The organism is Bradyrhizobium sp. 215_C5_N1_1, assembly GCF_052075935.1.
Lineage (GTDB): Bacteria > Pseudomonadota > Alphaproteobacteria > Rhizobiales > Xanthobacteraceae > Bradyrhizobium > Bradyrhizobium barranii.
This window is the reverse complement of record NZ_CP197228.1, coordinates 1,905,771-1,920,088: the sequence shown is the minus strand read 5'-3', so window position 1 is coordinate 1,920,088 and position 14,318 is coordinate 1,905,771. Positions and strand designations below refer to the sequence as shown.

10 protein-coding genes are annotated in these 14,318 nt (G+C 63.5%); 5 read left to right on the top strand and 5 right to left on the bottom strand.

What is annotated here, in order from left to right; all coding sequences use genetic code 11:
- Positions 1 to 15 precede the first annotated feature (15 nt).
- Complete coding sequence (locus AB7G19_RS08970; protein ID WP_063981442.1) at positions 16 to 1,089, top strand: hypothetical protein; 1,074 nt, start codon at positions 16 to 18, stop codon at positions 1,087 to 1,089.
- A 319-nt stretch (positions 1,090 to 1,408) separates the two neighbouring features.
- Entirely contained in the window at positions 1,409 to 2,191 is a 783-nt protein-coding gene (locus AB7G19_RS08965) for a hypothetical protein (protein WP_063981441.1), read from the top strand.
- Between the two features lie 113 nt (positions 2,192 to 2,304).
- Here the strand turns inward: AB7G19_RS08965 and AB7G19_RS08960 are convergent, their stop codons facing one another.
- Positions 2,305 to 3,648 (bottom strand): cytochrome-c peroxidase, encoded by a 1,344-nt coding sequence (locus tag AB7G19_RS08960; protein WP_063981440.1) that lies wholly within the window; start codon positions 3,646 to 3,648, stop codon positions 2,305 to 2,307.
- Positions 3,649 to 3,664: 16 nt separating this feature from the next.
- Positions 3,665 to 5,404 (bottom strand): phospholipase C, encoded by a 1,740-nt coding sequence (locus AB7G19_RS08955; protein ID WP_166102303.1) that lies wholly within the window; start codon positions 5,402 to 5,404, stop codon positions 3,665 to 3,667.
- Positions 5,405 to 5,674: 270 nt separating this feature from the next.
- Between AB7G19_RS08955 and AB7G19_RS08950 the strand changes: the two genes are divergently transcribed.
- Positions 5,675 to 6,850 (top strand): beta-propeller fold lactonase family protein, encoded by a 1,176-nt coding sequence (locus tag AB7G19_RS08950; protein WP_063981439.1) that lies wholly within the window; start codon positions 5,675 to 5,677, stop codon positions 6,848 to 6,850.
- 39 nt (positions 6,851 to 6,889) lie between these two features.
- Here the strand turns inward: AB7G19_RS08950 and AB7G19_RS08945 are convergent, their stop codons facing one another.
- Positions 6,890 to 7,378, bottom strand: coding sequence for a GNAT family N-acetyltransferase (locus tag AB7G19_RS08945; protein ID WP_441267754.1), 489 nt, complete (start codon positions 7,376 to 7,378; stop codon positions 6,890 to 6,892).
- Between the two features lie 43 nt (positions 7,379 to 7,421).
- Positions 7,422 to 8,213 (bottom strand): ABC transporter substrate-binding protein, encoded by a 792-nt coding sequence (locus AB7G19_RS08940; protein ID WP_283017518.1) that lies wholly within the window; start codon positions 8,211 to 8,213, stop codon positions 7,422 to 7,424.
- Between the two features lie 240 nt (positions 8,214 to 8,453).
- On the opposite strand from AB7G19_RS08940, the gene AB7G19_RS08935 reads away from it, so the two are divergent.
- Together AB7G19_RS08935 and AB7G19_RS08930 are read left to right on the top strand one after the other, a co-directional pair.
- Positions 8,454 to 9,647, top strand: a complete 1,194-nt coding sequence (locus AB7G19_RS08935) for an efflux RND transporter periplasmic adaptor subunit (protein WP_063981436.1) — start codon at positions 8,454 to 8,456, stop codon at positions 9,645 to 9,647.
- Between the two features lie 13 nt (positions 9,648 to 9,660).
- Positions 9,661 to 12,819 (top strand): efflux RND transporter permease subunit, encoded by a 3,159-nt coding sequence (locus tag AB7G19_RS08930; protein ID WP_283017519.1) that lies wholly within the window; start codon positions 9,661 to 9,663, stop codon positions 12,817 to 12,819.
- 280 nt (positions 12,820 to 13,099) lie between these two features.
- On the opposite strand, the gene AB7G19_RS08925 is transcribed toward AB7G19_RS08930, so the two are convergent.
- Entirely contained in the window at positions 13,100 to 14,272 is a 1,173-nt protein-coding gene (locus AB7G19_RS08925) for an MFS transporter (protein ID WP_063981434.1), read from the bottom strand.
- Positions 14,273 to 14,318 lie beyond the last annotated feature (46 nt).

Sequence of the window (14,318 nt, the reverse complement as noted above, 5' to 3'; positions counted from 1 at the left end):
ACATGGGAACCGGCCATGGGACGACGATGTCACGCCGCCATAGCCCTGGCGGTGCTTGGGCTGATCCTCACGACGTTCACAGTCAGCCACGCACAAACGCCTAACGCGAAGCAATCGGAGGCGCTCGCCACCTATGATCGCGCGCTCGGCGATTTCAAATCCATCCTTGCCGAGCGGCGCCGACACATCGAGGCGAAGGAACCGCTGCCGAACCTGCCGGGACAGGCGCTCTATCTGGCGCGCGTCGCTGTCATCAGTGCTTACAAGGATCTCACCGACGCCATGCCGTCGCGGATCGGCAAGCCCAACAAGTTCGAGATACCACCGGCCTATTTCGACGCCGACATCGAGCCGCTGATCGACGAATATTCAAAGCTGTTCGACGTCATGGAGGCGCCGCCCGCGGGCGCGCAGAACTCGGCGACGCCGTTCAAGGACGTCGTCGATCTCGCCACAGCGATCGCGCGCGCCAAGGGGCTTGCACCGGCTCACGCCGAAGCTGCGGGCCGGATCAGCCTCGGGCTGTTCTTCGCCGAGACCAACGGCAAGCAGAATGTCCGCAACGGGCGCTCGAACACCTATATGGGCAGCTTCCAGACCGGCCCGTCCGAGGACCGCAACGGCCGCAGAAAATGGGAGGCCATCAAGGGAGACATCGCGGCGGCCGACCCCGAATTGAGCGCCCGCGACGACAAGGAAGAGGCGCGCGCCCGCGGCACGGACTATCGCTTCAACCACTGGACCAACGTGCGCGACGGCCTGATGAACGCGCATGCGGAGGTCTTCCCGGAGATTCCGGGAATCGTGAAGACACTGCCCGACCCGATCGACCAGATGAAGCTGTTCGAGCTGATCCAGATCGTGCCGACCCCGACGCGGTCCGCGCTCAAGTCCGGCGATCTCCTGAATTACAGGGTGTCCAGTCCAACGATTATGAAGCACCTGCGCAACAACAGCATCTTCGCGTTTGGACAGGCCGACCGGGCGCGCAACTCGGCCAGCTTCCGGGAGATCCTCGCTGCGATGTGGCTGTTCAACCGCAAGTTCGAGCGCGCGATGGTGAAATATTCGGAGATCAAGGGGCGCTGAGGACATACAGAAGGGCGACGCCCCGCGAGACTCAGCACAATTATAGATAGAGTGTGAGCTAGTTCATATCAGCGACCCCATGCCGGGCGTAGTTTTGCAAGGAGATGTCTCGCGTCCCGGCGCCAAAGCGTTGCGGGTTTCCGGACGTCAAGCCGAGCGAACATCTGTCAATCCATAGGAGGACAGGCCATGAAGTTCGCAGCACTGCTTTTTGTTTTCACTCTCGCCGCACTCACGACGACTGTTCCTGCAGATTCGGCCAACGCGTGCGCGCGCCCCTGCGGACACTATTGTTGCGGATAATCGGCGGAGAATTCCAATGCGCCCATTGGTCAAGTGGGGGGCATTAGTCGCGATCGTGAGCATCGCACCACTGGCATCCGTGGCCGCGATACATCTACGCACGCCCCCAAATAAGCTCAACGAAGCAATCACCGCTATCGGCTTTCACCCGATAACGCCACCGGTCCTCCTGCGCGCTCCAGGCTCCATCTATCATGTCTCTCCGAACGGCCAGGATTACGACATGCTGTGCGAAGTCTCGCCGGATCGGCTGGTCGGCGTCACTCGTACTTCATCTTCAGCGACCCAGGTCACTTCGGAGCTACGAAAGACACAGTATTCGCTCGACTCAAAAGTCGTGCGTTCGATTCAGTCACATACCGATGCAAAATTGGCAGAAGCTGTAAAGCTCGAGCTTGATGACGTTCAGGTGTTGGAAATCTCACTTGAAGATCTATCAATCATCGCGGAGGAGCTGTTCCGCCGCGAGTCCTGCGATCGGGAAGTGAAACGTTATCTGGAAAACGGGGAATACGTTTGCCAGGGACAGCGGGTTCTCAAGGCGTCGACGAAATACGTCGCGGCCTATGACAATTCAGCGGCAGGCTCCGTGGAGCAAACGACGGACTTGATAAGGAATAATTTCGATCCGACTGTCAGCATACAGGGCGGTCAGAGCCTCTCTGGAGCGAACCTCTATTATGGAATGAGACTGGCACCGCGGTGCCTGTCCCTCCAGGATGCCAAAAGGCAGCCACGGCCGCCGTCCTCGCTCTGGGACAGACTGGTCAATCACTTTCCTTCGCTTGAGTTCTTTTGAATACGGCCACGCGATCCGACACGGCGGCAGGAGTGTTCATGCAGGCGATGACTGACTTTTTCGCCGCATCCGCATCCCGGAATCATGCGTCGACACTCTAATTCGTCGGCACTCTAATTCTCCGGCTTGTAGCCGTCCGTCAGTGTCTTCAGAAACGCGATGATGTCGGCTTCGTCCTGCTCCGTCATTGCCGGCTTGTCGCCGGGGTGGCGATCGAAGGGCGGATCGGTGACGTCGACATTGGCATGATATTTTTGCGGCAGGTCGTCGTATTTCCGCACCGCGCCGTCGGCGCCGCGCGGAAAAACCTTTTCCGGATTGGTGTCGCGAAAATTGTAGAAATCCAGGACCTGCTCGAGGGTACTGAAGACGCCGTTATGGAAGAAGGCGTGGCGCGTCGCCGTGTTGCGCAGCGTCGGCGTCAGGAACATGCCGCAATATTGCGTCTGCTCGGGAATGTCGGTGCGCTGCGGGCCGCAGACGCCGAGATCGAAATGGTTGGGATCGCGGTTGCCGGCGAGCGCGGCATTGCGCGGCGCGCCGAGCGCCTCGTATTGGTGGTCGGTGAACAGCGGCGGCAGGCCGTCGCGGGTCGGCGCCGAGGTGTGACAGCCGGCGCAATTGGCCTTGTCGGGGTCGTTGAACATCTGCAGGCCGCGCAGCTCGCTTTCGGACAGCCGCGCCTTGCCCTCGAGCCAGTAGTCGTACTTGCTGGTGTAGGGATGGAAGCTGACTTCCTCCACCTGATAGCGCGCAACCGCGAACATCGCCTCCGCGATCAGGAGTCGCTGATTTCCGAGCACGCCGGCGCCGAACAGCTCGACGAAGCGATTGGCGTAAGGCGCACGGCGCAGCTTGTCCGCGACGATCTCGGCACTGCCGCCGTCCATCTCGTTGGGGTCGAGCAGCGGGAACAGCGCCTGGTCCTGGAGCGTGTCGGCGCGGCCGTCCCAGAACAGGCCGCCTTGCGGCACGATGTTCGCCGATGCGCCGCTGCCGCCGGCCGTCTTCGTCGTCCGCGCAGCCTGCTGGCCGATTGCAGCCATCTGCGCGAGATCGATGACGTTGTCGTCGTCGCCCTTGTCGGGGCCGATGCTGAAATTGGGGTGGCGATCGAGATAGGTCAGCGACGGCACCGCGCGCGCGCCTTGCCGCGACAGGGCGGCGCCGCCGAGCATCACCGGCCCGTCGTTGGGCGGGCCGTAGGCGTGATCCGGGCTGTGGCAGGATGCGCAGGACAGCGCGCCGGACGACGACAGAGAGGCGTCGTAGAAGATCTCCTTGCCGAGCTGCGCCATCGCGGACAATGGCGCGACGGGCGGGCGCATGGGGCGAACCGGATTCGGGTTCGCGCCGAGCTGGCTCGTCTCCGCAAGTCCCTGCGTCCCGGCCGCAAAGACGGCGCCGGCCAGACAAAGCAGGCCGGCGCCGAGGAGCCACATGGTGCGGCTGTTCATCAAGCGTCCCGTTGGACTAGTGGTGGTGGTGCTCGTCCGGCGGGCTGGTGATCGCCGTGCCGGAGGTCGGATCGAGGAACAGCGCGTCGGTCCGGTAGTCATGGCTGTGATCCTGATCGAAGTCGAACAGGTCCATGATCGAGCCGGAGCTGGCGTCGAACGAGCCGCCACCGATACGCTGGCCGCGCAGCCAGTTGTCCTCGATGAACCGCACCACGGACGCCTGCGAGATGTAGGTGCTGCTCACGTGGTTGGTCCTGGCGTAGGGCGAGACCACGATGAACGGAATGCGCGTGCCGGGACCGCAGCGGCCGTTCACCGGCTTGCCGGAGAGACCCTTCGGTGCCGGCTGCTTCTGCGGGCCGAGGCCGCACAGGCCCGGACCGTTGACCTGATCGGCGGTCGGATCGTAAGAGGCGGTCTTCGGCGCAACGTACTGGTGGTCGTACCAGCCGTCGGAGTCGTCATAGGTGATGATGACCGCGGTTTCGCGCCACTCCGGCTGCTTCTGGAGGAAGTTGATCAGCTCGACATTGCCGACCTGCTCGTCGAGCGGATCGGAGTTGCCGGCGTGACCGTCCTGGTAGGCCGACATCTTGATGTAGGAGACGGCCGGGAAATTGCCGGCCTTCACGGCGGCGTAGAAGTCCTCGAGGTCGTAGGCGTGGTTGGCCGGATCGACGGTCTTGCCGCCCTTCTCGTAGGTGTGGCCGATCGCATCGACCGAACTCGGCCGCGCATGGGTCGGGTTGGCGGTCGACTTGTAGTACTGGAACCAGGCGTGGTGCGGGCTGTAGTCCACGATCGTGCCGTTCACGTTGCTGGAGAACGTGGTGCGCGCGCAGCCGGTGGTGCCGTTGGCATTCTTGAGCGTCAGGTCAAAGCCGCCCATGAAGCTGCCCCAGCTGATGCGCTCGTCGTTGAGCAGGTCGCCGATGTTCTTGCCTGTCATCAGCACGGTGCTGCTCGTGCTCGAGCAGGAATCGTAGGCCGGGTCGGTGTCGCCGATCAGCGTCAGGCCGCCCTGGCCGTCGGCGATCGACGCCGAGGTGCCGACGATGTTCTGCGCGCCATTGGTCTGGCCGGAAATCACCGCGAGCGCGCCCTGCGTCGACGGACCGAAAGTGTCGGTCCAGGCATTGTCGCTCATGGCGAAGTGCTGGGCGTAGTTCCAGAAGGCGGTGGTGGTGTTGCCGTCGAAATAGCCCATGACCTGACCGTTGGTGCCGAACGCACCGGCGCCGCCGGCGGTGCCGCGGCCGGTGAATTTCGGAAACAGGTCTTCCTTGCCGTTGTCCACGGCCTGTTGCTCGGGCGTGTAGGAGTGGTTCTGCGAGCGCGTGTTGGCCTGAGTGCGGTCGAGGCGGAACGGATCCGTCGCGCCGGTGCCGTTGGCCGCGCTGTTGTTCGGATTGTTCACCAGCAAATGCGCGTTGGCGAGATTGTTGACCTTCGGCGTATGCGGCTTCGGCACGAAGGGGATCGAGCCCGACGGATTGGCCGCGTTCGGATAGGTCGCGAAGTAATGATCGAACGAGCGGTTCTCGTTGAAGATGATCACGAGATGCTTGATCGGCGTCTCGGTGTGGATGTCATGCGGATGACGGTGATGATCACGGTCGTGATCGTTGTCGCGACCTTGATCATGCCCGTGATCGCGGTCACGGCCGAAGTCGTCCGCAAGGACGGGAAGAGTGCACGCGAGCGCGCTCGCGGCCGCGACAATCGCAGCCGTCGTCAGTAGTCTCGATTTCATTTTTTTTGACGCCCCGGAAATGAGGATGTTTACGATCAGAAATGTTCTAAACATCGCGAGTGACAGAGCCGTGTCAGTTTGACGCACGAGACACTTTGCGCAGTGGTCGAGGCATAATTTTTTATGCAGCCACCCGCTTCGGCCGTACCGAAGCGCGTCTTGCCGTTTTATTCCAAGGGCGAAGGCAAAAATGATCGCGTTCAGATTGTTGCGCAATGCCCCCGGTTGCATTTAGCTTTGCCGGACAAGAACAAAGTCTCAGGGGGAAACATGAAAGCCGCTGTTCACAGGCGCACGCGCGATGTCGCGTCGGCTCTGGTCGCAACGTCCTTTGCCGGCTTTGCAAATTTCGCCGCTCATGCCGAGATCGTCGTCACCGCCAATGACGGCAAGATGATGCTGGAGAACGGCAATGCCGTGGTGCGCAAGCAGCCGCTGCCGGACACGGTCAGCGTCATCGATCTCGCCGATGGCGCGCTGAAGCTTTTGGGCGAGGTCCCGGCACCCGCCAGCGTAGTCGGGCCGCCGCCGAGCGTCGCGATTGCGCCGGACGGCTCGCTTGCGCTGGTCACGGGTGCGATGAAGCTCGATCCCGCGGACACGACCAAGACGGTCCCCGACGACAAGCTCTCGGTGATCGACCTCAAATCCACCCCGCCAAAGGTGCTCGCGACATTGCAGGCCGGCCCAGGCGCCGCCGGCGTCTCGATCAACCGTGCCGGCACGCTGGCGCTGGTTGCCAACCGCAGCGAAGGCACCGTCTCGGTCTTCGCGATCAGCGGCAATACGCTGACCGCAGGCGGGAAGATTCAACTCGGCGATGCCAAGTCCGGCCCCAGCCATGTAGTGTTCTCCCGCGACGGAGCCACCGCGCTGGTCACCCGCGACGGCGACAGCAAGATCTCGCTTCTGAGCGTGGACGGGACCAAGGTCGAATACACCAAGCGCGACCTCTCCGCCGGCATCCGCCCCTACGACATCGACCTCACCGGCAGCGCGGTGGCCGTCGTCGGCAATGTCGGTGCCAGCAGCGGCGACAGTGACACGATCAGTCTGATCGACATGACCGCCAAGCCGATCCGCGTCGTCACGACGGTTACCGTTGGACAGACACCTGAGGCCGTGAAGATGTCGCCGGACGGCAGCCATGTCGCCGTCACCGTCATGAACGGCTCGAACAAGCCATCGGCCTCGCCCTTCTTCAACGATTTCGGCCTGCTCAAAGTCTACAAGATCTCGGGCACCGACCTCACGCCGGTGGCGGAGGCCAAGATCGGCCATTGGTGTCAGGGCATGGTGTGGTCAAAGGACTCAAAACATGTCGTGGCGCAGTGCATGGTCGAGAACGAGCTGATCGCGTTCTCGTTCGACGGCAAGGCGCTGACCAGGACGTCCACACTCAAGCTGCAGGTGAGCCCCGCAGGCATTCGCACCGCGGAGCCGTGAGGCCAGTCGTAACAGCAGGCGAAGAGCCTGGAATGGCCGTCAGAGCCGCTTGGTGAAATGGTAGCGACGAATGCCGCCGCCCAATGTCTTGTTGCTGGCGGCATCGGCGATCTCCTCGCGCACCTTCTCGTATCCTGCGTTTCGATACAGCGCCAGCGCATCCTGCTGAAGCTCGGACGTGCTCAGCTGCAATTGCGGACGATTGCGGCGGCGGCACTCCTCTTCCGCAAACGCCAGCATCTTTCGCGCGATACCCCGGCGCCGCGCGCCGGGAGCAACGTACATGCGCCGTAACTCCATCGCGCGTTCGCCAGAGGCCTCCAGTCCAAACATGCCGACGATTTCATCGTCATCGACGGCGACCCAGAAACCGCCGCTCCGACCCGAATAATAATCGGCGAGACGATCTATCTCCTCCGCGAGGGAGCGGGTGATGTATCCTTCAAACGCCTCCGCCAAATGCACCGGCGCCAACAGGCGATTGACCTGGATGAACAGCTCGCGCACGGCGGCCGCATCGGCCAGCAAGAAAGCGCGGATCTGAATCTCGCTTGCCATGGAGCCGCTGCCGCTACTCCGTCCGGATCGGCGTGTCCTTCAGGCCATTGTTGTCATAGGCCTTGCGCAAGGCGCCGTTCGTCACCGCCTCGTTCATGAACTTGGTGACGAACGCCAGCGCTTGGCTGTGACCGAGCGGCACGGCCACCGCCGTCACCGTTTTCTTGAAGGTCTCGTCCAGCACCTTCGTGCCCGGGATCTTCTGCGCCATCTTGTTGAGCTGGTCGCGCGACAGCGCGAAGGCGTCGATCTCGCCGCTCTTCAGGAGGCCGAAGATCTCGTCATAGGTCTGATAGCCCGTGGCTTTCGCATTCTTCAGATGCGCGATCGCGCCGCGCATGGTCGTGGTGGCGTTGACGGCCGCGACCTTGATGCCGGGTTGATCGAGGCTGGCGAAGTTGGTGATGGCTGAGCCGGGCTTGACGATGTAGGTGGCATCCGCGACCTCGTAGATCGGGCCGAACATCATTTTGGTCTCGCGCTCGGGATCTTTTGGCAGCCAGGTGACGTCCCAGGTCCCCTTCGACGCCGCGTCGGTGATCTGCCCGGAATTCTGGTGCACGACATATTCGACGGGTACGCCGAGCTGGCCGGCCATCTCCTTGCCGAGGTCGACCGGCACGCCGGCATAGCCGGCTTCGGTCTTGGTCGACCAGAACGCGCCGCCCGCCGGGCTGATCGCGATCGCGACCCGCAGCTTGCCGGTCGGCGCGATCTCGTCCTTCAGGCCATCGGCTAGCGCGGGCATGGCGACTGCCGCTGCGAAAACGAGGCCGGCAAGGGCCGCCTGGAGCGACGTGGGCATGTCATGTTCTCCTCACCTTTTCTTCTCTGCTTCTCGACCGTTTCGTTTCCGTCACTCGGCCTTTGACACAATTCTGGTCGATCATGCACCCGATGAAGAGCGGTTTGCCATGACAAACCTGTCAAAGGCCACTGCGCCGTTTACAGTGTAAGGCTGGTGACCGCCATGGCTATGGTGTTCCACGGCCGGGCATTTGTTGGTAGCCTGCCACACCGACAGACAATAATCGGGGGCCACCGAATGACCTGCGCGAATCCCGCTGATCTCGCACAACGGAACGGAGCGTGGAGACATGTCGGGCGGGCACTCGTTGCCGCGGCGGCCGTGGTGGCGCTCGCCGGCTGCGAGGACAAGAACACGTTCGTGGCGCCGCCGCCGCCGAAGGTGGACGTCGCCACGCCGGTACAGCGGGCCGTGACGCGCTATGTCGAAGCCACCGGCAACACCGCGCCGGTCAAGAGCGTCGATCTGGTGGCGCGCGTGCAGGGCTTCCTGCAATCGATCGACTATCAGGACGGCAGCTTCGTCAAGCAGGGCACCCAGCTTTTCTTAATCGAGCCTGAGACCTACAAGCTCAAGCTCGAGCAGGCGCAGGCGGCCGAGGTCGGTGCGCAGGCCACGCTCAAGCAGGCCGAGGCCGATTTCAAGCGGCAGGTCGACCTCGTGCAGCGCCAGGCTGTCTCGCAGGCGACGCTCGACACCTCGACATCCACCCGCGACAACGCCCAGGCCAGTCTCCAGCAGGCCCAGGTCAATACGAGGCTCGCCGAGGTCAATTACGGCTACACCAAGGTGAGCGCGCCGTTCGACGGCATCGTCAGCGCGCACCTGGTCTCGATCGGCGAGCTCGTCGGCGTCTCCTCCCCGACCCAGCTCGCAACCATCGTCGCGCTGGATCCGATCTGGGTGAACTTCACGGTCAGTGAGCAGGACGTCCTTCGCATCCGCGCCGAAGCGGCCCGTCGCGGGCTGACCGTGGCCGACCTCAAACAGTTGCCGATCCAGGTGGGCCTCCAGACCGAGACCGGCTATCCGCATGAAGGCCACCTCGACTACGTCTCGCCGACCCTCAATACATCAACGGGCACGCTCGCGGTACGCGGCGTCTTGCCCAACGACAAGCGAGCGCTGCTGCCCGGCTATTTCGTCCGGGTCCGGGTGCCCTTCGACCAGGACAAGAACGCCCTCCTCGTCCCCGACACCGCGCTCGGCAGCGACCAGGGCGGCCGCTATCTCCTGGTGGTCAATAGCGACAACATTGTCGAGCAGCGCAAGGTGCAGATCGGTCAGGTCGACAACGGCCTGCGCGTGATCGAAAGCGGCTTGAAGCCGGACGACCGCGTGGTGATCGCGGGGCTGCTGCGCGTGATCCCGGGTCAGAAGATCGATCCGCAACTGACGAAGATCGAGCAGCCGCAGGCGTCTGCCAAGTGAGGGGGCGCCAGCCATGATCTCGAAATTCTTCATCGAGCGGCCGGTCCTCTCGAACGTCATCGCGCTTCTGATGATCCTGATCGGCGGCGTCGCGCTGTTCAACCTCGCGGTCGCGCAATATCCCGACGTGGTGCCGCCGACGGTGCAGGTCACCACGCGCTATCCGGGCGCCAGCGCCAAGACCGTGATCGACACCGTCGCGCTGCCGATCGAGCAGCAGGTCAACGGCGTCGAGGACATGCTCTACATGCAGTCCTACAGCGGCTCCGACGGCACCTATACGCTGACCGTGACCTTCAAGATCGGCACCGACCTCAACTTCGCACAGGTGCTGGTGCAGAACCGCGTCTCCAGCGCGCTGTCGCAACTGCCATCCTCCGTGCAGAACCAGGGCGTCACCGTCCAGAAGAAGTCGACCTCGATCCTGCTGTTCGTGACGCTGACCTCGCCGGACAAGACGTTCGACAGCCTTTATCTGAGCAACTACGCCACCATCAACATCCGCGACGAGCTTTCGCGCCTGCCCGGCGTCGGCAACGTCACGGTGTTCGGCGCCGGCCAGTATTCGATGCGGGTGTGGCTCGATCCGAACAAGCTCCAGGTCCGCGGACTGATGCCGTCGGACGTCGTCACGGCGATCCAGCAGCAGAGCCAGCAGGTCTCGGCCGGCCAGGTCGGCGCGCCGCCGACGCCGCCGGGACAGGCGTTCCAGTACACGCTCAACGTCAACGGCCGGCTCGACGACACCACCCAGTTCGAGAACATCATCGTCAAGACCGGCACCAGTGGCGACGTCACGCGCGTGCGCGACGTCGGCTGGGTCGAATTGGGCGCGCAGACCTACAGCCAGATCTTCTCGCTGAACAATCAGCCGGCCACCGGCATCGGCGTGTTCCAGTCGCCGGGCGCCAACGCGCTCCAGGTCGAGCAGGCCGTCGAGAAGAAGATGGCGGAGCTTGCAAAGCGATTCCCCGAAGGCATCAAATACGACACGCCGTTCGACACCACCAAATTCGTCGAAGCCTCGGTGCACGAGGTCTACATGACGCTGATCGAGGCCGGCCTGCTGGTGCTGGTCGTGATCCTGGTGTTCTTGCAGGACTGGCGCGCAATGCTGGTGCCGGCGACCACCGTGCCCGTCACCATCATCGGCGCGTTCGCGGCGATGGCGGCGCTCGGCTTCACCATCAACATGTCGACGCTGTTCGCGATCGTGCTCGCGATCGGCATCGTCGTCGACGATGCCATCGTCGTGGTCGAAGGCGCCGCGCACAACATCGAGCAGGGCATGAACGGCCACGACGCCGCGATCAGGGCAATGGACCAGCTGTTCGCGCCGATCGTCGGCATCACCCTGGTGCTGATCTCGGTGTTCCTGCCGGCCTCGTTCCTCGCCGGCCTCACCGGGCGCATCTATTCGCAATTCGCGCTGGTGATCGCGGCGACCGCGCTGCTATCCGCCATCAACGCGGCCACGCTGAAGCCGACGCAATGCGCGCTCTGGCTGCGGCCCACGGTGCCGCCGGAGCAGCGCAACTTCTTCTACCGCGGCTTCAACGCCGTCTATAACCGTGTCGAGCGGGGCTACACGCGCCTCATCGGCGTGCTGTGCAGGAACAGCACGATCTCGGTCGCATTCGCACTGGTGCTGATCGGGATCGGCGGCTACGGCCTGTCGCGGGTGCCGACCGGCTTCCTGCCGATCGAGGACCAGGGCTATTTGATCGCCGCCGTGCAACTGCCCGACGGCGCCGCGCTGGAGCGGACCCAGACGGTGCTCGACAGAGCGAGCGAGCTGATCAAGGACACGCCTGGTGTCCAGCAGGTCATCACCATCGCCGGCATCTCCGCGCTCGACAACAGCGCCAGCCTCGCCAATGCCGGCGTCGCCTACATCATCCTGAAGGACTGGTCGGCGCGCAAAGGGCCCGGCGAAGATCTGCGTTCGCTGGTCTACGGGCTGAACGACAAGCTCGCGACCATCATGGAGGCACGCACCCTGGTGTTGCCGCCGCCGCCGATCCAGGGCATCGGCAACGCGGCCGGCTTCTCGATGCAGGTCGAGCTGCGCGACGGCAACAGCGATTTTGCAAAGCTCCAGGCCATCACCGGCGCGATGGTTTCCAACGCCCAGAGCCAGAGCGCGCTGCAGCGCGTATCGTCTTCGTTCCGCTCGTCGGTGCCGCAGTTCAACGTCGAGATCGACCGCATCAAGACCCAGACGCTGCACGTCACCACCGATCAGGTGTTCGCGGCGCTGTCGACCTATCTCGGCTCGTCCTACGTCAATCAGTTCAACAAGTTCGGACGCGTGTTCCAGGTCTATACCCAGGCCGATCCGGCATTCCGCGTCACCGAGCGCGACATCGCCAACATGCAGGTACGCAACTCGAACGGCGACATGATCCCGATCGGCACCGTCGCCACGATCACGCCGGCCACCGGTCCGTCGCTGATCAGCCTCTACAACCTCTACCCTTCCTCGACCATCGTCGGCCTGCCGGCGCAGGGCTACTCGTCCGGCCAGTCGCTGAAGCTGATGGAGGAGATCGCGGACAAGACGCTGCCGCCGGGCACGGGCTATGAGTGGACCGCGATGTCCTATCAGGAGAAGGCCGTCTCGAACCAGATCTACTGGGTGTTTGGCCTTGCCATGCTGCTGGTCTATCTCGTGCTCGCCGGCCAGTACGAGAGCTGGTACGCGCCGATCTCGGTGATCCTCGCGGTGCCGCTATCGCTGATCGGGCCCATGCTCGTCCTCAACGCCTTGAAGATCGACAACAACCTCTATTGCCAGATCGGCCTGATCCTGCTGATCGCGCTGTCGGCCAAGAACGCGATCCTGATCGTCGAGGTCGGGCTCGAGCTGCATAACCGCGACGGCAAGCCGGTGCTGGAATCCGCGATCGAGGCGGCGCGCGCCCGCTTCCGGCCGATCCTGATGACGTCGTTCGCCTTCATCCTCGGCGTGGTGCCGCTGGTGATCGCGACCGGCGCCGGCGCCAGCGCGCGCAAGTCGATCGGCATCACCGTGTTCTCGGGCATGCTGGCCTCGACCTGCCTTGCGGTGCTGTTCGTGCCGGCCTTCTTCGTGGTGGTGCAGCGCTTCGAGAACTGGCGCACGTCGAAGAAGGCGCCGAAGGCAAAGACGGCGGCCGAGGTGAAACCGTAGTTTTTCCGCGGAGGCGGGCTGCCGACAAACAAAAAAGTCGAAAACAACCCCATGCACAGTAGAACGGCGTTGATGGCATTTGAGCGTTCCGGTGCTTTGACCCGTCGGGCAAAACACCGGCAGAATGGCATTGTGGGCGGGGTGCACGATGCGCCGGTCCATCCCCCGTCATTGCGAGCGCAGCGAAGCAATCCAGAGTCCCTCCGCGGAAAGATTCTGGATTGCTTCGCTACGCTCGCAATGACGATGGGGCGAGAGGCGCCCGTCTCTCGGCAATCCCTCACGCCGGCTGCGGCGTCCTGATCTCGCGCGGCAGGATGATCGCGGCGGCGATCGCGAGCAGGCACAGGGCAGCGAAGGCGTGCAGCATGGTGACGAAGCCGCCCTGCTCATAGAGCCAGGCGACCAGGCCGACGGAGGCGCCCGCGGCGGTGAAGCCGATGAAATAGCGCACGGCATAGGCGCGCGAGCGCCATTCCTCGCTGGTGTATTTGCCGACCATGGCATCGTTCACCGTGACCTGCCCGAACGCGCCCATGACGATGCCGATCGAGACCAGGATCAGCGGCAGATTGGACAGGTTCGCGGCGAGATACAGGAACGGCGCCAGCATGAAGGACAGCGGCAGCGCCACCGTCTTCAGCGAGTAGCGGTCGAGCAGCCGGCCGATCGTGTACTGGGTCATCGCGCCGAACACGTAGACGCAGGCCGCGATGACGCCGAGCAGCGCCGGGCTTTTTGTCAAATCCGCGAGCCGCTCGGCAAACAGCTTCGGCAGCGCGACGGTAACCGCGTTGAACGTCGTCGAGATCGCGATCACGACGATCAGCAGCGACAGGATCACGCGCCACATGTCTTTCTTCGCCACGCGCGCTTGAGCTGCCGCCTGCTTCGAGCCCTTGCGGTCCTCATGCACGACCATCATCGCAAAGGCGATGCCGATCAGGATGGTGACGACACCGGGCACGATGAAGGCAAAACGCCAGCCGAGATACTGGCCGATCACGCCGGTCACCAGCGCGGAGGAGGCAACGCCGAGATTGCCCCAGACGCCGTTGATCCCCATCTCGCGGCCGAGCCGGTCGGCATAGGACACGATCATCGCGGTGCCGACGGGGTGATAGATCGAGGCAAAAATGCCGATCGCGAACAGCGCCGCGCCGAGCTGTGCCGGGGTCTGCACGAAGCCGACCGAGATCATGGAAGCACCGATGCCGACGAAGAAGATCAGCATCATGTGGCGGCGGCTCCAGCGGTCCCCGAGCCAGCCGGTGAGCAGCGAGCCGGCGCCGAAGGCGACGAAGCCCGGCGTCGCATAGGGCAGAAGTTCCGAATAGGCCATGCCGAGCGCCGGCCCCATGATGATCACGGCGGCGGCGAAAATCAGCATCGCATAATGGTCGATGAAATGGCCTGCGTTGACGAAACTGATCACCCGGCTGGGACTATTCATTCCGAATCCTCTCCTGCTCCGAAATGGGTTATATGTCGGAGCCATG

Excerpts from the sequence above, each read along its gene's own strand:
- AB7G19_RS08970 (WP_063981442.1), top strand. The coding sequence starts at position 16 with ATGGGACGACGATGTCACGCCGCCATAGCCCTGGCGGTGCTTGGGCTG.
- AB7G19_RS08965 (WP_063981441.1), top strand. The coding sequence starts at position 1,409 with ATGCGCCCATTGGTCAAGTGGGGGGCATTAGTCGCGATCGTGAGCATC.
- AB7G19_RS08960 (WP_063981440.1), bottom strand. The coding sequence starts at position 3,648 with ATGAACAGCCGCACCATGTGGCTCCTCGGCGCCGGCCTGCTTTGTCTG.
- AB7G19_RS08955 (WP_166102303.1), bottom strand. The coding sequence starts at position 5,404 with ATGAAATCGAGACTACTGACGACGGCTGCGATTGTCGCGGCCGCGAGC.
- AB7G19_RS08950 (WP_063981439.1), top strand. The coding sequence starts at position 5,675 with ATGAAAGCCGCTGTTCACAGGCGCACGCGCGATGTCGCGTCGGCTCTG.
- AB7G19_RS08940 (WP_283017518.1), bottom strand. The coding sequence starts at position 8,213 with ATGCCCACGTCGCTCCAGGCGGCCCTTGCCGGCCTCGTTTTCGCAGCG.
- AB7G19_RS08935 (WP_063981436.1), top strand. The coding sequence starts at position 8,454 with ATGACCTGCGCGAATCCCGCTGATCTCGCACAACGGAACGGAGCGTGG.
- AB7G19_RS08930 (WP_283017519.1), top strand. The coding sequence starts at position 9,661 with ATGATCTCGAAATTCTTCATCGAGCGGCCGGTCCTCTCGAACGTCATC.
- AB7G19_RS08925 (WP_063981434.1), bottom strand. The coding sequence starts at position 14,272 with ATGAATAGTCCCAGCCGGGTGATCAGTTTCGTCAACGCAGGCCATTTC.